General features: G+C 47.6%; 17 protein-coding genes and 1 tRNA gene. 2 read left to right on the forward strand and 16 right to left on the reverse strand.

What is annotated here, in order from left to right:
• Positions 1 to 212: 212 nt before the first annotated feature.
• From EXIG_RS12180 to EXIG_RS12225, 10 genes are all read right to left on the reverse strand, one after another.
• Positions 213 to 467, reverse strand: a complete 255-nt coding sequence (locus EXIG_RS12180; RefSeq protein ID WP_012371257.1) for a hypothetical protein — start codon at positions 465 to 467, stop codon at positions 213 to 215.
• Between the two features lie 13 nt (positions 468 to 480).
• Positions 481 to 1,383, reverse strand: a complete 903-nt coding sequence (locus EXIG_RS12185) for an acyl-ACP desaturase (RefSeq protein ID WP_012371258.1) — start codon at positions 1,381 to 1,383, stop codon at positions 481 to 483.
• Positions 1,384 to 1,706: 323 nt separating this feature from the next.
• Positions 1,707 to 2,999, reverse strand: coding sequence for a phosphopyruvate hydratase (gene eno, locus EXIG_RS12190; protein WP_012371259.1), 1,293 nt, complete (start codon positions 2,997 to 2,999; stop codon positions 1,707 to 1,709).
• Positions 3,000 to 3,072: 73 nt separating this feature from the next.
• Positions 3,073 to 4,620: a 2,3-bisphosphoglycerate-independent phosphoglycerate mutase gene (gpmI, locus tag EXIG_RS12195; RefSeq protein WP_012371260.1), complete on the reverse strand. Its 1,548-nt coding sequence runs from the start codon at positions 4,618 to 4,620 to the stop codon at positions 3,073 to 3,075.
• A complete protein-coding gene (gene tpiA, locus EXIG_RS12200; protein WP_012371261.1) occupies positions 4,621 to 5,373 on the reverse strand; it encodes a triose-phosphate isomerase in 753 nt (250 codons plus the stop codon). It lies immediately after the preceding gene.
• A 27-nt stretch (positions 5,374 to 5,400) separates the two neighbouring features.
• On the reverse strand, positions 5,401 to 6,585 hold the full coding sequence (locus tag EXIG_RS12205; protein WP_012371262.1) for a phosphoglycerate kinase: 1,185 nt from the start codon (positions 6,583 to 6,585) through the stop codon (positions 5,401 to 5,403).
• Between the two features lie 123 nt (positions 6,586 to 6,708).
• Positions 6,709 to 7,716 (reverse strand): type I glyceraldehyde-3-phosphate dehydrogenase, encoded by a 1,008-nt coding sequence (gene gap / locus EXIG_RS12210; RefSeq protein ID WP_012371263.1) that lies wholly within the window; start codon positions 7,714 to 7,716, stop codon positions 6,709 to 6,711.
• Between the two features lie 53 nt (positions 7,717 to 7,769).
• Positions 7,770 to 8,795: a sugar-binding transcriptional regulator gene (locus EXIG_RS12215; RefSeq protein ID WP_041262016.1), complete on the reverse strand. Its 1,026-nt coding sequence runs from the start codon at positions 8,793 to 8,795 to the stop codon at positions 7,770 to 7,772.
• Between the two features lie 117 nt (positions 8,796 to 8,912).
• On the reverse strand, positions 8,913 to 9,173 hold the full coding sequence (locus tag EXIG_RS12220) for a glutaredoxin family protein (protein WP_148206692.1): 261 nt from the start codon (positions 9,171 to 9,173) through the stop codon (positions 8,913 to 8,915).
• Entirely contained in the window at positions 9,173 to 10,315 is a 1,143-nt protein-coding gene (locus tag EXIG_RS12225; protein ID WP_012371266.1) for an RNA polymerase factor sigma-54, read from the reverse strand. The genes EXIG_RS12220 and EXIG_RS12225 overlap by 1 nt, the downstream gene beginning before the upstream one ends.
• 167 nt (positions 10,316 to 10,482) lie before the next feature.
• Between EXIG_RS12225 and EXIG_RS12230 the strand changes: the two genes are divergently transcribed.
• Positions 10,483 to 10,558 (forward strand) — tRNA-Arg (locus EXIG_RS12230).
• Positions 10,559 to 10,711: 153 nt separating this feature from the next.
• A complete protein-coding gene (gene clpP / locus EXIG_RS12235) occupies positions 10,712 to 11,323 on the forward strand; it encodes an ATP-dependent Clp endopeptidase proteolytic subunit ClpP (RefSeq protein WP_255412930.1) in 612 nt (203 codons plus the stop codon).
• Positions 11,324 to 11,437: 114 nt separating this feature from the next.
• Here the strand turns inward: clpP and EXIG_RS12240 are convergent, their stop codons facing one another.
• From EXIG_RS12240 to EXIG_RS12265, 6 genes are all read right to left on the reverse strand, one after another.
• Positions 11,438 to 11,674 carry a hypothetical protein gene (locus EXIG_RS12240; RefSeq protein WP_012371268.1) on the reverse strand — a complete coding sequence of 79 codons (237 nt, stop codon included), beginning with the start codon at positions 11,672 to 11,674 and terminating at the stop codon, positions 11,438 to 11,440.
• Between the two features lie 81 nt (positions 11,675 to 11,755).
• Positions 11,756 to 12,712, reverse strand: coding sequence for a DNA-binding protein WhiA (whiA, locus tag EXIG_RS12245; protein ID WP_012371269.1), 957 nt, complete (start codon positions 12,710 to 12,712; stop codon positions 11,756 to 11,758).
• Positions 12,709 to 13,707: a gluconeogenesis morphogenetic factor MgfK gene (mgfK, locus tag EXIG_RS12250; protein ID WP_012371270.1), complete on the reverse strand. Its 999-nt coding sequence runs from the start codon at positions 13,705 to 13,707 to the stop codon at positions 12,709 to 12,711. The genes whiA and mgfK overlap by 4 nt, the downstream gene beginning before the upstream one ends.
• The gene (rapZ, locus tag EXIG_RS12255) at positions 13,707 to 14,576 is read right to left on the reverse strand and encodes an RNase adapter RapZ (protein WP_012371271.1); all 870 of its coding nucleotides are present in this window, start codon (positions 14,574 to 14,576) and stop codon (positions 13,707 to 13,709) included. The genes mgfK and rapZ overlap by 1 nt, the downstream gene beginning before the upstream one ends.
• A 112-nt stretch (positions 14,577 to 14,688) precedes the next feature.
• Positions 14,689 to 15,651: a thioredoxin-disulfide reductase gene (gene trxB, locus EXIG_RS12260; RefSeq protein WP_012371272.1), complete on the reverse strand. Its 963-nt coding sequence runs from the start codon at positions 15,649 to 15,651 to the stop codon at positions 14,689 to 14,691.
• 60 nt (positions 15,652 to 15,711) lie between these two features.
• The gene (locus tag EXIG_RS12265; protein WP_012371273.1) at positions 15,712 to 17,196 is read right to left on the reverse strand and encodes a tetratricopeptide repeat protein; all 1,485 of its coding nucleotides are present in this window, start codon (positions 17,194 to 17,196) and stop codon (positions 15,712 to 15,714) included.
• Positions 17,197 to 17,272 lie beyond the last annotated feature (76 nt).

Raw genomic sequence — 17,272 nt, forward strand, 5'->3', positions numbered from 1 at the left:
CAGAGACAAACAAGACCCGATTGCCTGACTCAATGAGGCAGACAAACTGGCTTGTGTCTCGCCTGAGGAAAGCGCGTGAAAAAAAGCGTGCTCTCTTTGCACCTAACCTTAGAAAAGAAAACGAACGGCTAGTTTTGTCAAACCATACTCAACGCAAAAAAACAGCCTCCCGCCAAGCGGGAAACTGTCAACTCAATCCGTAGATTACTTACTTAATTTTCGACTTCAAGAATAGCTTCGATTTCTGCCTCGACTTCTTTATTCACCATCTGCGAACGTTTTTTTCTTAATTCAAGATCCATTTCCTGATCAATGAACTCGTTCGTATGCTTGTCAAAACAGCTGTAACAAATCGGATAAAAGTCTTTTTCTTCTGTCTTCAACGAATTGAATTCCCACGTGTTCAGTTCCAAATAACTGACTTGGTTATTCGTTTCTTTTCCGCATATTTCACACGTCATTTTCATTATTCTCCCCTCGTCATGCATCGATCTTATTTTTTGCTGATTGGCGATCCTTGATTCGTTTCAAACGCCCGTGATATTTCATGATGTTCGCTTGTGATTGTTTGGCCTCTTCGCTCGTCGGTTGCAAGTTCTCAATATCCCAGTATTTCACGACGACATCTAATACCTGGTCAAAGTATTGAAGGGGTCCGTAATTTGTATCAATCGCAATGGTCTTCATACGCTCGGTAAAGTCCGGCATGATCGCACCCGGCATCGAGAAATTGATGATGACATCTTCAAAGAACACGATGAAGTTTGGATCGAGTTCAAGGTGCGCTTTCACCGTGTCGCGGTAGAACGCATAATGAAGGGCTTCATCTTTTGCCAAACGGCGGAGCAGTGTCGCCAGGTCTTTATCGTGTGCTCCGGCTACTCGCGCTACGTTGTTATAGAAAACGAGTGTCGCAAGCTCCTGGAGCGACGTATACGCCATCGTCGCCAATGGATTCGTAAAGTCCGGGAACCAGCCGCTTTCAACGACGCGTCTTCTTAATTGATGCAGTCGTGTCGGATTGACGTTTCGTGTTACGAGTAAATACGTTTCGAGTAAGCTTGAGTGCTGGTCTTCTTCCGCCGTCCACGTGCGGACGAAATCATTGATGACTTCCATCGAGTTTTTAAACGTGTAATCCAAATGTGACGTATACCAAGGTAAGTTCACTTCTGTCAGTAAGGCGGTTTCTACGGCAACGATGACACCTTCCGGAAGCGTGACTTGACTCTCTTCCCAAGGAACCCGTTTGAACGACATCGCCTTGTCCCATGGAATGAATTCGTGATAACTCCAGTCAATATTGGCTGAACGCTCCTTATGTAGTCGGTACAACTCTTTAATGCGTGGTTCTAAACGTATATCTAAATCTGAATTTAACATGATCATTTCTCCTTTAGATGTTTTTTGAACCTTCATCCGTTCAAATGTAGTTAAGCCTTATAATGATTGTGCTTAAACTTATTTATAACTATAACATTTTAATGACCAGGTAGTAAAAGAAAGGTCCTAAAAATTTGATTTTTGTAACGGTTAGAACTAAGTCGGCTCATTGTGAGCGATCGAAACCGGCGTTTGCATTTTGGAGTGAACTCAATTCCTTTTACTAAATTGATCATAGATATAAAAAAACCTCCTATTCGTATGAATAGGAGGCATCGGCTGTACAGTGAATGTACAATACACTTTAAATCATCAACCCAAAATTACTTCTTGAGGTTGTAGAATGATTTGATTCCGTCGTAGACAGCAACGTCTGAAAGCATGTCTTCGATGCGGAGAAGTTGGTTGTATTTCGCGATACGGTCTGTACGTGAAAGTGAACCAGTTTTGATTTGACCAGCGTTTGTCGCAACAGCGATGTCAGCGATTGTTGAATCTTCTGTTTCACCAGAACGGTGAGAAACGACTGCTGTGTAACCAGCTTTTTTCGCCATTTCGATTGCGTCGAATGTTTCAGTCAACGTACCGATTTGGTTAACTTTGATGAGGATCGAGTTCGCGATGCCTTTTTCGATACCTTCAGCGAGTTTCTCTGTGTTCGTTACGAACAAGTCATCACCAACGAGTTGGACTTTGTGTCCGATACGATCTGTAAGAAGTTTGTGGCCATCCCAGTCGTTTTCGTCACAGCCATCTTCGATTGAGATGATTGGGTATTTGTCAACGAGTTGTGCATAGAATTCAACAAGCTCTTCTGTTGAAAGGACTTTGCCTTCGCCAGCGAGGTTGTATTTTCCAGCTGCTTTGTCGTAGAACTCAGAAGAAGCGACGTCCATTGCAAGGTAAACATCTTCGCCTGCTTTGTAGCCAGCTTTTTCGATTGCTTCAAGGATAACTGTGATTGCTTCTTCGTTTGATTTCAAGTTTGGAGCGAATCCACCCTCGTCACCGACTGCTGTGTTAAGACCCATTCCGCTAAGAACTGATTTCAACGCGTGGAAGATTTCAGCACCCATACGAAGAGCTTCTTTGAATGTTGGAGCTCCAACAGGCATGATCATGAACTCTTGGAAGTCAACGTTGTTGTCAGCGTGTGATCCACCGTTGATGATGTTCATCATTGGAGTTGGCAATGTTTTCGCGTTGAATCCACCGAGGTACGTGTAAAGTGGAAGACCAAGCTCATCTGCAGCAGCACGTGCAGCAGCCATTGAGATACCAAGAATTGCATTGGCACCGAAGTTACCTTTGTTTTTCGTACCGTCGAGGTCGATCATTTTTTTATCGATTCCAGCTTGGTCGAAGACATCGTAACCGATGATTTCAGGTGCTAATTTTTCGTTGACGTTGTCAACTGCTTTTAAGACACCTTTACCGAGGTAACGTGATTTGTCGCCATCGCGAAGCTCAACTGCTTCGTGCTCACCAGTCGATGCGCCTGATGGGACGAGTGCGCGACCAAAGCCGCCGTCTTCTGTATAAACTTCTACTTCTACCGTTGGGTTACCGCGTGAATCAAGAATCTCGCGTGCATAAATCTCTGTAATCATTGACATTTAAATTCGCTCCTTTTTGTTTGAGAAAGATTAGTTTGTAGTGAGACAGTGACAAGTCCATCGATTGACGGGATTATTTCTTTAATACAATCGATTTCCCGGTCATTTCTGCCGGTTGATCTGCTCCGAGTAAATCGAGAACAGTTGGTGCCAAGTCTGCCAGTACGCCAGTCAATGGCTTAAGGAGTTCGACGTCCTCGACCGTGACGATACATGGAACAGGTTCTGTCGTGTGCGCCGTCATCTTGCTGCCATCGGCGTTGAGGACTTTGTCCGCGTTTCCGTGGTCGGCTGTGATGATGGCTGCGCCACCTTTGCTGATAATCAAGTCAACGACTTGCCCCAGACATTTATCCACCGCTTCGATTGCCTTTTTCGTCGGCTCGAGCATACCCGAGTGACCGACCATATCGGGATTGGCGAAGTTGAGGATGATCGCGTCATGTTTGTCCGAGTTGATTGCGTCAACGAGTGCTTCTGTGACTTCATAGACACTCATTTCCGGTTTCAAGTCGTATGTCGCGACCTTTGGAGATGGGATCAGAATCCGATCTTCTCCTTCGTACGGCTCTTCACGTTGACCGTTAAAGAAAAACGTGACGTGCGGGTACTTTTCAGTTTCCGCAATCCGTAATTGTTTAAGGCCTTGTTTTGATAACGTTTCACCGAGCGTGTTTTTGATATCTTCCGGTGGGAAGACGATGTCCGTATCAATCGCATCCGAGTACTTCGTCATGGAGACGAGCAGCAGGTTCTTCGGTACGTTGTCCGGCAATTCAAAACCGGTGAAGCCTGTTTTTTCTTTATACGTCTTGGCGAGCTGAATCGCACGGTCCGGACGATAGTTGAAGAACATGATCGCATCATTATCGTGGATCGGTGCTACTGGAGTACCGTCTTCCTGCACGACTACCGTTGGTTCAATAAACTCATCTGTCACGTCTGTTTTGTACGAAGCTTCGACCATCGCGATTGGGTCTTTTGTTGTCGGACCGTCTGCGAACGTGATGACGTCATAAACTTTCTTGACGCGTTCCCAGCGGTTGTCGCGGTCCATCGCATAATAACGACCGGAGACACTTGCGAATTGACCGACGTTTAATTCATCCATCTTCGCTTGGGCATCCCGGAGGAAACCGGCACCGGATTGTGGATCACAATCGCGGCCATCCGTGAAAGCATGGAGATAGACTTTTTCGATTTCGTGAAGTTTCGCGAATTCAAGCACCGCATACAAGTGGTTGATGTGACTGTGAATTCCACCGTCAGAGACCAGACCGAAGATATGAAGGGCTGAACCGTATTTCTTCACGTGACCTGCCGCATCGTTCATCGCTTGACGCGAGAAGAACGAGCGATCCTTAATGGCATTGTTGATTCGGGATAGCGATTGGTAGACGACGCGACCTGCACCGATGTTCAAATGACCCACTTCTGAGTTCCCCATTTGACCTTCAGGCAAACCGACGTATTCTCCTTTCGCATTCAACAGTGTATGCGGGTACTGTTCCCAGTACCGGTCGAAGTTCGGTTTGTTTGCTGCCGTAACAGCATTTCCGAACTCCTCGTCACGCATACCAAAACCATCAAGGATGATCAGTGCGACTGGACGTTTTTTCATTTAAATCGCCTCCAAGAGTTTGAGGAACGATCCTGTCTCAAGACTTGCGCCACCAACTAAAGCACCGTCGATGTCAGGCTGAGCCATATATTCTTTGATGTTGTCCGGTTTGACACTACCGCCGTACTGGATGCGGACTGCTTCTGCAGCTTCCGTACCGAATTCAGCTGCGATGACATCGCGAACGAATTTACAAGAATCTTGTGCGTCTTGTTCTGTTGCTGATTTTCCTGTTCCGATTGCCCAGACAGGCTCATATGCAACAACAAGGTTTTTGACTTGATCGACTGTCAAACCTTTTAAGCTGTTCGTTGTTTGTTCACGGATCACTGATTCGAATTTTCCGCCTTCGCGTTCTTCGAGTGTTTCACCGACACAAACGATTGGCACGAGACCATGCTCGAATGCTTTTTTCGTTTTGCTGTTGATGAATGCATCAGTTTCTCCAAAGTACTCACGACGTTCTGAGTGACCGAGGACGACGTATGTTACGCCAAGTTCTTTGAGCATCACTGGGCTGATTTCACCTGTGAATGCGCCGCTCTCTTGGTCGTACATGTTTTGAGCGCCGATTTTCAGGTCCGTTCCAGCTGTCGCTTCTGTCAAGTGTGCAAGGAATACAGACGGTGCACAGACAGCCGCGTCGACTTTCGAAGAAGCGGGTACAGTTCCTTTGACTTCCTCAGCGAATGCCACAGCATCCTTGAGGGTAAGATTCATTTTCCAGTTACCTGCGATAATTGGTTTACGCATTGAAAACACTCCCTTGTGAACTTTAGATTACTTGTCGTTAAGCGCTTCGACACCTGGAAGAGCTTTTCCTTCCATGAACTCGAGGCTTGCGCCGCCACCTGTTGAAATGTGACTCATTTTATCTGCAAGACCAAACTTCTCAGCCGCTGCAGCAGAATCTCCACCACCGATGATCGAGTATGCATCGCTGTCCGCTAATGCTTGAGCGACACCTTTTGTTCCGTTTGCATATTTATCAAGTTCGAACACACCCATTGGTCCGTTCCAGACAACAAGTTTCGAAGCCTTGATTGCTTCTGCATACAGTTCTACCGTTTTTGGACCGATATCGAGTGACATGTGATCCGCTGGGATACTGTCGATGTCGCGTGATCCAACATATGTTTCTTCGCCGAATTCCTTCGTGATGACACAGTCAACCGGCATCAAGAATTTCACGCCTTTGTCTTCTGCTTTTTTCATGAATTCCTTCGCCTGTTCGATTTTGTCGACTTCAAGAAGTGACGTACCGACTTCATAACCTTGAGCTTTGAGGAATGTATAAGATAATCCTCCGCCGATGATCAACGTGTCGACGATATCAAGCAAGTGATCGATGACGCCGATTTTGTCAGCGACTTTCGAACCACCGATGATCGCTGTAAACGGACGATCCGGGTTTGAGAGAGCTTTACCGAGAACTTGAAGTTCTTTTTCGATCAACAATCCTGCTACAGCAGTCTCGACATGATGGGCGATTCCTTCTGTAGAAGCGTGCGCACGGTGCGCTGCACCAAATGCGTCGTTGACGAAAACGTCTGCAAGTTTCGCAAAACCTTCTGCGAGTTCAGGATCGTTTTTCGTTTCGCCTGGGTAGAAACGAACGTTTTCAAGAACGATGACGTCTCCTTCTTCAAGCTTGCTGACTGCTTCTTCAGCGACCGGACCGTATGCTTCTTCAACGAGCTTGATGTCCTTACCAAGCAGTTCGCTAAGGCGTGCTACGACTGGTGCAAGTGAGAACTCAGGGTTTTTCTCGCCTTTTGGACGTCCCATATGGCTTGCGAGGATGACTTTCGCTCCACCGTCAACCAAGTGTTTGATTGTCGGAAGGGCAGCACGGATGCGTGTATCATCTGTGATTTTGCCGTCTTCTAGCGGTACGTTGAAGTCCACACGTGTAAACACGCGTTTTCCTTTTACATCGATATCGCGAATTGATTTCTTATTCATACATTCGTCCTCCGTCTCATACGTATAGTGAGGGGCTGATGCGCCCCTCCAGACTTTTTTCCGCAATAAGAGCGGAGACTGTATCGTTTCCGCTCTTATTCAATTGCTATTTAATTGCTCGAATTACTTAGCGATTTCTGCGAAGTGTTTGAGTGTGCGAATGAGCTGGCTAGTGTAAGACATTTCGTTGTCGTACCAAGCAACTGTTTTAACGAGTTGTTTGTCGCCGACTGTAACGACTTTCGTTTGTGTTGCATCGAAGAGTGATCCGTAAGAGATACCAACGATGTCAGAAGAAACGATTTCGTCTTCAGTGTAACCGTAAGATTCGTTAGCTGCTGCTTTCATAGCTGCGTTAACTTCTTCAACTGTTACTTTCTTCTCGAGAACTGTTGTGAGCTCAGTGAGTGAACCTGTAGCAACTGGTACACGTTGTGCTGCGCCATCAAGTTTACCTTGAAGTTCTGGAAGAACAAGACCGATTGCTTTAGCAGCACCAGTTGAGTTAGGAACGATGTTAGCTGCCGCTGCACGTGCACGACGGAAGTCACCTTTAGGGTGTGGAGCGTCGAGTGTGTTTTGGTCGCCAGTGTAAGCGTGGATCGTTGTCATAAGACCTTGAACGATTCCGTAGTTATCTTGAAGAACTTTAGCCATAGGCGCGAGACAGTTCGTAGTACATGAAGCACCAGAGATAACTGTTTCAGTTCCGTCAAGAATTTCGTGGTTCGTGTTGAAGACAACTGTTTTCATGTCGCCAGTAGCAGGTGCTGAGATAACGACTTTCTTAGCTCCAGCTTTCAAGTGAAGCTCAGCTTTTTCTTTGTCTGTGAAGAAACCAGTACATTCGAGAACGATGTCAACACCGAGCTCGCCCCATGGGAGTTCTTCTGGGTTGCGGTTAGCAAGTGTTTTGATTTCTTTACCGTTGACGAGGAAGTAACCGTCGTGTACTTCAACTTCTCCGTCGAAACGACCTTGAGTCGTATCATATTTCAAGAGGTGCGCAAGCATTTTAGTGTCTGTAAGGTCATTGATTGCTACTACTTCGATTCCGTCAAACTGAAGAATTTGACGAAGTGCCAAACGTCCGATACGTCCAAATCCATTAATACCAACTTTTACTGCCATGATAATTTTCCTCCTTTTAATGTAAAGCGAGTTATCTATTATTCAAAAGGGGGCTACCCTTTCAAAATCGTTGTTGCTGCCCCTTCATCCGTAATCAGGATGATGTCCGGGGACTGTTTGACATACGCGTTGATGGCTTCCGCTTTGGAATGTCCTCCGGCGACGACGATGACGTGTTCGACTTGTTTTAAGTCGTCCAGTTGAAGACCAACCGTCTTCACCCGATGCACGATCTTTCCGTCCCGATCGAAGTAATACCCAAATGCTTCTGCTACCGCGTGTTCTTGTTCAAGCTGTTCCAGTAACTCGGCTGAAGCGCGACGACGTTTTGCCATCGTTTTTGCCTCACCAATTCCATGTACCACGATTGAGGCATCTTTAATCATTTGTAACACATTTTTAATGCTTGGCTCTTCCACCATCTTCACAAACGTTTCCTTGCTGACCATGTCTGGAATGTGCAATAAGTGATAATCACTTTGTGCACGGGATGCCATCCGTGAACAGACCGTATTCGCTTGTAATTCAAGGGTTTCACCTAAGCCCCCACGTGCCGGCACGAATGTCATCGGACGGTTTTCCTTATCAGGCGACATCATCGCCGCGACGGAAGCCATCGTCGTACCTCCTGTGACTGCAATCGTGTTGTGTACAGATGAAGAAAGTTCTCGTTTCAAACGTGCGACCGTCGCACGTCCCATATCGCGTTGCACCCAGAAGGTTTGATCCGAATCTCCTGGTACGATGACGACATCCCGGACGCCCAGTTTTTCCTTTAAGGCTTTCGCCATATCAGAAATTCCGGCCAGTTCTGCCATCACGCTGTGCATACTTCGTAAGACGATCCGCCCTTCATCTGTCAAAGACATTCCTTGTGTCGCCACTTCGAGCAATCCCTGCTCTTTCAGGAAGTCCACTTCCCGACGTAACACCCGTTCCGTCAAGCCAAGGCTTGTCGCCAGTGTCCGCCGACCAATCGGCTGCATGAGCCGGACATAATGAAGTATGTCGTAACGTGTCTGCATTTCTTCGATCAGATCAGGCACGATTCGTTTTTGGATCTGTACTAACTGCCGAATCATGTATTCCCGCTCCTCTCAAGTTGCTGGACACTTTACGTCCCGCGTGTCATATCTTGTCCCACTTGGTACATCCTTATCATAACAGCCCTCGTACAAGGATTCAAGCCTCGCCCTTTAACTTTTTTCAAGTAAGCGGTTTCTTATCGTCTCTGTCTCAAATTTGCCATAACTCCAAATTTCAGACTGATGCATGACGACAGGAATTTCATATAAAAACCGGAGACTGAGCGCAGCATCTTCTTCAATGTTCACTTCTTCGAATGTCCAATCCGGAAATTCATCGAGCACGAAATCAAGTAAGAAGGCGGCTTCCTCACATAGCGTACATCCGGGACGTGAATACAGTGTTAAGGTCGTGTGTTCTTTTGATGGCATCATTCATTCGCCTCTCGTCGTTTCGTCATGTCGGACCGGGTCAAGTACAGACCCGCCCGATACTTCGCGACTGTCCGTCTTGCGACCCGGATGCCTTCCAGGTCGAGACGGTTGACGATCTGTTGATCCGACAGCGGCGAGGTCGCTTCCTGAATCAATTGTGCGATTCGGGCTTTGATTAAAAAGCTCGATGTGCCGCTTTGCGTCTTCGAGACGAAAAAATTTTCAAGCTCGAGCGTTCCATGGATCGTCCGAATCGTTTTGTGGACGATTGCCCGACCAACCGTCGACGGATGGTATCCCGTTTGTTTGGCGACCTCTTTTTTCGTCAACGGTTCTAAATGGAGTTCCCCTTTGAACCAACGGATTTGCCGTTCCACGATGACATCGAGGATTGCACGCAACGTGTTACGCCGTCGTTCATAAGCGCTGAGAAACGGTTTTGCTTCCGCGAGATCCGTCCAGGACGTATCAATCGGCAAGGAAGACCACTGGATTTGCACCTGATCATCCGACCAACTGATATCGGCTTCCGGTATCGTCATGGTGGTGGATACTGGTAAGACCGGTGTCTTCGGCAACCGTTCCATCTTTTGCTTCATCTGTCGCCGCTCTGTTTCATCATCCAGTACGGCTTTTAACGGCTGTCCGTCCGACAGTGCAGTAAGCAAATCCATCAAACGGTCATCTTCGAGCTCGATGGCATGCAACAAGCGACACTCCGCTTCCGAGCGTGCCGCAATTCCGGTAGGTTCACATTGCTGGAGCAGTTGTCGTGCTTGCCTGATCATCGGCTCCTCACTATCAAGCAAGACCGCTAATCGTTCGTCTGTCGTTCTGAGTAATCCATCCGCGTCTAAGTACATGATGAGTTGTTCCGCCATATATCTTATTTCCTGTCTGACCGATTCTAAACGTATTTGCTGAAGAAGTTCCGCTTCAAACGAATCAATCCGGTCTGCAACCTGCTCTAAATCCGGCGGAATCATTTTTCTTCCATTATGTTCGCTGCGTCCGGCACGACGGATGATCCGGTACAGCCGCTCCTCGAGTTCCGCCTGCGTTTCTTCCAAAACCGTCAATTGATACAACTGGGCTGCCGACATCACAAGACGTTGCGCTTGTTCCTGTCTCTGTTCCATCCGCTCACCTCCCGTTTCCTCGTTTAATTTGATTCCACTTTCATTATATAGGAAGGATACGTCTTCCATCGTCTCTTACGTTTTGACAAAAAATCAATAAACTCGCAAATCTAGTATTGCTTTTCTGAAAAAATGTCGGTATACTATTAATTGTTCAGTACAAACATGCACCCGTAGCTCAGGGGATAGAGCACTGGTTTCCGGTACCAGGTGTCGGGAGTTCAAATCTCTCCGGGTGTACCATACTTGAATCTTCAGGCAATGCCGTTTACGGTATTGCCTTTTTTCTATACTGATATGTTTAACAGGAACTGTTTCAGGAAAAATACATAAAACCAACAGCGTATCTTTTGACCAATATTGACCAAAGGATTATGATAAGGACAAGTCGAATATGTGCTACATACCAACCATAAGGAGGCAAAGACTATGTTAATTCCAACAGTCATCGAACAAACCAACCGCGGGGAACGTGCTTACGATATCTATTCACGTTTGCTCAAAGACCGGATCATCCTTCTCGGGAGCGCGATTGACGACAACGTCGCCAACTCAGTCGTTGCCCAGTTACTTTTCCTAGCAGCAGAAGATCCAGATAAAGAAATCTCGCTTTACATCAACAGCCCGGGTGGCTCAATCACAGCAGGTATGGCGATTTACGATACAATGAACTTCATCAAACCACAAGTTTCAACGATTTGTATCGGAATGGCTGCTTCAATGGGTGCATTCTTGCTCCAAGCCGGCGCTAAAGGAAAACGTTTTGCTCTTCCTAACGCTGAAATCATGATTCACCAACCACTCGGTGGTACACAAGGTCAAGCATCGGACATCAAAATCCATGCGGAACGCATCATCAAAATGCGTGAGCACCTCAACAAAATCATGGCTGAAAACACAGGACAACCACTTGAAGTCATCGAGCGTGATACAGAGCGCGATAACTTCATGTCTGCTCAAGCAGCAGCTGACTACGGTTTAATCGACCGCGTCATGGAACGTGCTTAATCTTCACCTGACCGTCTTCGCAATTTGCGAGGACGGTTTTTTTGTGTGTACAAAAAAGACCACTGTCCTTTGCGTCACTCTTCTCAGAACAGACGCGGACAGAGGTCCTATTTTTTAGTCGATCAAATCTGTGATATCAGACACGATATCATGGTTTTCGCGAATCAATGTGTAGATTCCGTTCGCATGTGGTGAAAGTTCTTCTTCCGCCTGCAATTGCTTCAGGAACAACGATGTCGCAAAGGCGACGAGCGTACTTTTTGGTACACCGATCGTTTTCGCTTTTTTCGTAAGCACTTCATCAAACTTCGCATCAACTGTCAGCGAAATACGTTTTTTCTCATTAGCCATTTCAAAAACTCCTTAATTCGAACATTTAGTTGCATCGACTATATATTATAGTAGACTATGGTTCATCTCGCAAGTTACTCCCTAAAGAGCCCCGGTCATCGACTCCCCGTTTCGGATTTTATCCGCGATTTGATCAATCTTGCGCAATCGATGATTGATCCCGGATTTCGAGATGGAACCGCTCTCGACCATCTCACCGAGCTCCTGTAATGTCACGTCTTGATGTGTGACCCGCAAGATGGCGATTTCTTTTAATTTATCCGGCAAAACGTCGAGTCCGACCGTCCGTTCCAGAAACTTGATATTCTCGACCTGGCGCAGTGCCGCCCCAACCGTCTTGTTGAGGTTTGCCGTCTCACAGTTGACGAGCCGGTTGACTGAATTCCGCATATCTTTTAAAATCCGGACATCCTCAAACCGTAACATCGAATACGTCGCTCCGACGAGCTTCAGAAAATCAGAAATCTTCTCACTTTCCTTGATGTAGAGAATATGTCCTTTTTTCCGTTCGATGGCTTTTGCATTCAAATCAAACTGATTTGTCAGGCTGCGCAAGGCGGCATTATGTTCTTCGTACAGACTGAAGATTTCCAGATGGTACGAAGACGTCGCCGGATTGTTTAACGATCCGCCGGCTAAAAAGGCGCCGCGCAGGTACGCCCGGGCACGGCGTTCATCCTTGAGAATCGAATCGCTGATTGAACGGATCATCGTAAATCCTTCCCCTAAAATCCCGAGGTCCTGTAAAATCTTATCCGCTTGTTGTTTAACGCGGACGATGTAGACATTATTTTTCTTCAAGCGCATTTTTTTCCGGACCAGTAAATCCAGATGGACGGCATACGCCCGTTTGAGCAAGGAATAAATACGGCGGGCAATCGATGCGTTTTCCGTCGAGATATCCAGTGTCAGACCACGTCCGAGTCCGAATGAGATGGCTCCGTTCATCCGGGCCAAAGCGGCGAGTTCCGCCTTCATTTCGTGATCGGTGATGGCGATTTGCGTTAATTCTTTTTTGACTTCTGATGCAAAACTCACGTCAATTCCTCCTTCCCTTCGAATTGACGCACACGTCGGATGGATAGGACTTTCCGCATGACCAGGCTTGCCACGGCGTCTGAGTCATGACGGATGAAGTGGTGGTTATAATCCACAATATCGTCCGCGAGTACTTCAATTCCAGCTTCTTCAAAACTCGATTCATCGTAGGTCACGATGTCGGCATGATCTTTTTGATACTTCCGCAGGTAACTGACATCAATCGATTCGTTGTTGACGATGATCGTATCGATGACCCCTTTGCCGAGGAACTTTTCCAGGACATTCAGGTGATCGTTTGCCGTAAAGGCTGTCGTCTCACCCGGCTGCGTCATGACGTTACAAATATAGACGACCGGCGCAAGCGATTGACTGATGGCGTCCCGGATTTCCTCAATCAGGACGTTCGGAATGACACTCGTATAGAGACTGCCGGGACCGAGGACGATGACATCAGCATCAAGAATCGCCTGAATCGCTTCCGGAACCGGACGGACATCATCTTCCTCGAGGAAAATCCGCTCGATGACTTTGCCGACTTTCGGAATCAGGGATTCCCCTTTGACGATCGTTCCGTCTTCAAACTCGGCGCATAACGTAATCGTCCGTTCCGTCGCCGGATAGACTTTCCCTTCGGCATTCAAGAGTTGTCCCATGACACCGATCGCTTCGACGAAGGAGCCGTTACAGAGCTGCGTCGCTGCCGTCAGCATCAAATTACCGAGTGAGTGCCCGTGCAGCCCTTCTCCCGTCTCAAAGCGGTACTGCATGATCCGGTCCATCAGCGTCTCCGATTTTGAGAGCGAAACGATGACGTTCCGGATATCGCCCGGCGGTAACATGTTAAACTCTGTCCGCAGACGGCCGGAACTGCCCCCGTCGTCGGCGACGGTGACGATGGCCGTGATATCAAGCGGATAGTGTTTTAGCCCGCGCAAGAGAGTCGATAGGCCCGTTCCTCCGCCGATAGCGACGACTTTTCGTTCCCATTTCATCACTTCTCCTCCTTCGCGTGGACATAATCCCGGTGATTCGTCACGATATGGTATTGGTTCTTAAACTCTTTACTGATCGCTTCGGCAAACGTAATCGACCGGTGTTTGCCGCCGGTACAGCCGAGTGCCACGACGAGCTGCGATTTTCCTTCCCGTTCATACTGGGGAATCAGGAATTCGAGCATGTCGACGAGCTTTTTATAAAACAGCTTCGCTTCCGGCCACTGCATGACGTACGACGAGACTTCCAGATCGAGACCGGTCTTCGGTCGGAGTTCCGGAATATAAAACGGGTTCGGTAAGAAACGTAAGTCAAACACGAGATCAGCGTCGAGCGGCAGGCCGTGCTTAAATCCGAACGACATGACGTTGACGGTGAACGGAATCCGCTCCCCTTCTGTAAACTCTTTTAAAATCCGTTCTTTTAAGGCAAGCGGTTTGATATCACTCGTATCCATCAGCAACTGGGCTTTATCGCGGAACCCTTCGAGCAGTGTCCGTTCCCGTTCGATACCGATCAGCGGAGACGCAGTCGGTGCAAGCGGATGCGAGCGGCGGGATTCTTTGTACCGGCGGACGAGTACATCATTACGGGCATCGAGATACAGCATCCGGATTTGCAGATTCGTTTTTTTCAAATCTTCATAGACGACAAAGAAACTGTCAATGAAATCACGAGCCCGTGTATCAATGGCGACGGCGATTTTCGGACGTACCTGTCCAATGACTTCAATCAATTGCGGCAGTAAAGTAGGCGGTAAATTGTCGACACAAAAATAGCCCAAGTCTTCAAAGCTGTTCATGGCGACCGTTTTACCGGCGCCGCTCATTCCTGTAATGATGACCAGTTGCGGTTGATTCTGTTCCATCTCTTCGCCCTCCAGACAACAGTTCCGTGTGTATTTTTTACTCTCATGTCAGTATAACATAAAAAAAGAGCCAGCTTGATGGAAGAGCCTCCCAACCAAGCTGGATCTTGAATTAGACTTGTGATGATTCCTGTAATTCTTCAAGCAAGGCTTCGATGTAGTGTTGCGCGTTTTGCGCGGCAATCGAACCGTCGTTTGTCGCTGTGACGACTTGACGAAGTGTTTTTTCACGGACGTCGCCGGCTGCAAAAATGCCTTTGATATTCGTTTCCATTGCTTCATTTGTCACGACATAGCCTTGGTCGTTCAGAATACCAAGATCTTGCACATATCCTGTGATCGGGTTCATCCCGATGTAGATGAATACGCCATCGATTGGATACGTCGTTGTTTCCGCCGTTTTCGTATTGATCAGTTCAATGCCGCCGACTTTTCCGTTATCTTCGTTGATCTGTTTGACCGTATGGTTCCAGATGAAATCGATTTTCGGATTGTCGAATGCCCGTTTTTGAAGAATTTTTTGAGCACGTAATTCTTCACGACGGTGAACGATCGTGACTTTTTTCGCGAAGCGCGTCAGGTAGACACCTTCTTCGACGGCAGAGTCACCGCCACCGATGACGAACAGTTCTTTTTCTTTAAAGAACGCGCCGTCACAGACTGCACAGTAAGATACACCGCGTCCGCCGAGTTCTTCCTCACCCGGAACACCGATTTTCTTATACTGTGCTCCTGAAGCGATGATGATCGCCCGGGCATGGTAATCCTTGTTGTGAGCATGGACGGTCTTGAATGCCGGACCGTCTTCGATGCTGCGGACATCGCCGTAAGCATATTCTGCGCCGAACGCTTTTGAGTGGTCGAACATTTTTTGCGAAAGATCCGGTCCTAAGATACTGTCATAACCGGGATAGTTTTCGATATCTTCCGTATTGGCCATCTGTCCGCCCGGAATACCGCGTTCGATCATCAGTGTTGAAAGGTTCGCACGTGATGCGTAAAGTGCTGCTGTCATTCCGGCAGGACCGGCACCAATAATGATGACGTCATAAATTTTCTGTTCAGTTTCTGTCATGATTCCACCCCATCTGTATTTTCGTTGTAACTTGAGTATAGGTGAGAATCGTACAAACGTCTAACACTTTGCACGGGCCGGGTTTAAAAGTCGTTGATAGGCACGGATCGCCGTTGCCGTATCCTCAAAGGAAACGTGGACGAGTGCCGCACAGTCTTCAATCAACATACCGTCGCGGACATCGTGGAATAAATAAATCAGAGCCGCAGCCGACTGTTCGACCGAATCAAACGTCTCACCACTCAAGACGAGTCGCGCAAACCGTTCGTAAAAATCACCTTCAAGGCTCATCCGTTCTTCATCCGAGACAAATCGTTCCGCAAGGCGGATCGTCATCAAGGCACGGTGAATCCGGGCATCGACGACGTCGTGCTCCCCGTTCATCTCATGAATGATTTGTTCCGTCAGCAAGAGGACGTCCGGATGATCCGTTACTTCCGGCATCATCGATAACGCGAGTTTCGCTTCTTCATCATTCAGCTTGCCGAGTAACAACGCTGTAAAAATCCGTGAGACATCATCTTCCGTCTTCAAGGCTTGAATCAAAGCCGAGCGGAACTGGAGATTATGACGGATGTCGTAAGCTTCCTGTTCTTCCCGCATACTTTGCGCTTCTTCTGATTGAAGGAACGCAGCTGCTTCTTCGACGTGTCCCGTTTTGAAAGCTGAGATCGACAGCCAGTGTCCGAACAGCGGATCTCCACGGTAGCCGCGTCGTTCCAGTAACTTCAGTTCTTCGTAAGCCAAATCGTGACGACCGATGATCGCAAGCGTCGAAGCGACCTTGTAGCGTGTTTCAAGATTCACAGAGCGGACATGCTCGAGCTTGTTCGATAAACGATGCGCTTCTTCATCCTGTCCCATCTCGTGCAACAGCACAAGCGTGTTACAGAGAGCATGCAGGTTTCCCGGATTTCCATCGAGGACCTGTTCCAGTGAAGCAAACGCCCGGTCGTTTTCACCAAGGTAAAACTCGACGATGGCAAGATTGTTGTATGCCGGCCAGAAGGTCGGATACTGGACGATCAGGGATTCGAGTGTTTCCTGCGCCGCAAAGAGCATCCCTTTGTCGATTTGACGTTGTGCCTGAGCATGTAAACGAATCAATTCATCCTCATCGTCATCTTCCATCTCTTGTTCGAGATCGATTAATTCCACGAGCGCGGCCGATGCCTCTGCGTGTTTCCCGTTTGGTGCACTGGATAAATATTCAAGCGCGTAATTTTTCGCCTCTTCATATAAAGAGACATGCGCGTAGTTATTCGCTAAATAAAACAAGGATTCCGTATTTGACTGGTCGAGCGTCCGCACTTGTTTCAAGACATCATTGGCATGATTGATTTCGCCTGTCTCGAACAAAACACGAGCGTAACGTAAAAGATAACGGACATCACTCGGCTGAAGCGTCGTTGCTTCATCAAGGTGATAAACCGCCTCTTCCAGTCGCCCTTCCCGGTGCGCCTTCCGTCCGCGGAAATAAAAAAGTTCCGCTTGGCGCGTTGTAATCGCAAAGGGGTCTGCTTTGTATTCAGTTAATTCCATCATGATTCAAGCCCCCATAGATCTAAATCTGGTTTCGTAGTTGCAGAGACAAGAATAACCTATCTCGGAAACCGTTGCA

Source organism: Exiguobacterium artemiae 255-15 (genome assembly GCF_000019905.1).
GTDB lineage: Bacteria > Bacillota > Bacilli > Exiguobacteriales > Exiguobacteriaceae > Exiguobacterium_A > Exiguobacterium_A artemiae.

Bases quoted from the DNA above. Each gene is read 5' to 3' on its own strand.
- EXIG_RS12180 (WP_012371257.1), bottom strand. From the start codon at position 467: ATGAAAATGACGTGTGAAATATGCGGAAAAGAAACGAATAACCAAGTC.
- EXIG_RS12185 (WP_012371258.1), bottom strand. From the start codon at position 1,383: ATGTTAAATTCAGATTTAGATATACGTTTAGAACCACGCATTAAAGAG.
- eno (WP_012371259.1), bottom strand. From the start codon at position 2,999: ATGTCAATGATTACAGAGATTTATGCACGCGAGATTCTTGATTCACGC.
- gpmI (WP_012371260.1), bottom strand. From the start codon at position 4,620: ATGAAAAAACGTCCAGTCGCACTGATCATCCTTGATGGTTTTGGTATG.
- tpiA (WP_012371261.1), bottom strand. From the start codon at position 5,373: ATGCGTAAACCAATTATCGCAGGTAACTGGAAAATGAATCTTACCCTC.
- EXIG_RS12205 (WP_012371262.1), bottom strand. From the start codon at position 6,585: ATGAATAAGAAATCAATTCGCGATATCGATGTAAAAGGAAAACGCGTG.
- gap (WP_012371263.1), bottom strand. From the start codon at position 7,716: ATGGCAGTAAAAGTTGGTATTAATGGATTTGGACGTATCGGACGTTTG.
- EXIG_RS12220 (WP_148206692.1), bottom strand. From the start codon at position 9,173: ATGCCATCAAAAGAACACACGACCTTAACACTGTATTCACGTCCCGGA.
- EXIG_RS12225 (WP_012371266.1), bottom strand. From the start codon at position 10,315: ATGGAACAGAGACAGGAACAAGCGCAACGTCTTGTGATGTCGGCAGCC.
- EXIG_RS12240 (WP_012371268.1), bottom strand. From the start codon at position 11,674: ATGGCTAATGAGAAAAAACGTATTTCGCTGACAGTTGATGCGAAGTTT.
- mgfK (WP_012371270.1), bottom strand. From the start codon at position 13,707: ATGAAATGGGAACGAAAAGTCGTCGCTATCGGCGGAGGAACGGGCCTA.
- rapZ (WP_012371271.1), bottom strand. From the start codon at position 14,576: ATGGAACAGAATCAACCGCAACTGGTCATCATTACAGGAATGAGCGGC.
- trxB (WP_012371272.1), bottom strand. From the start codon at position 15,651: ATGACAGAAACTGAACAGAAAATTTATGACGTCATCATTATTGGTGCC.
- EXIG_RS12265 (WP_012371273.1), bottom strand. From the start codon at position 17,196: ATGATGGAATTAACTGAATACAAAGCAGACCCCTTTGCGATTACAACG.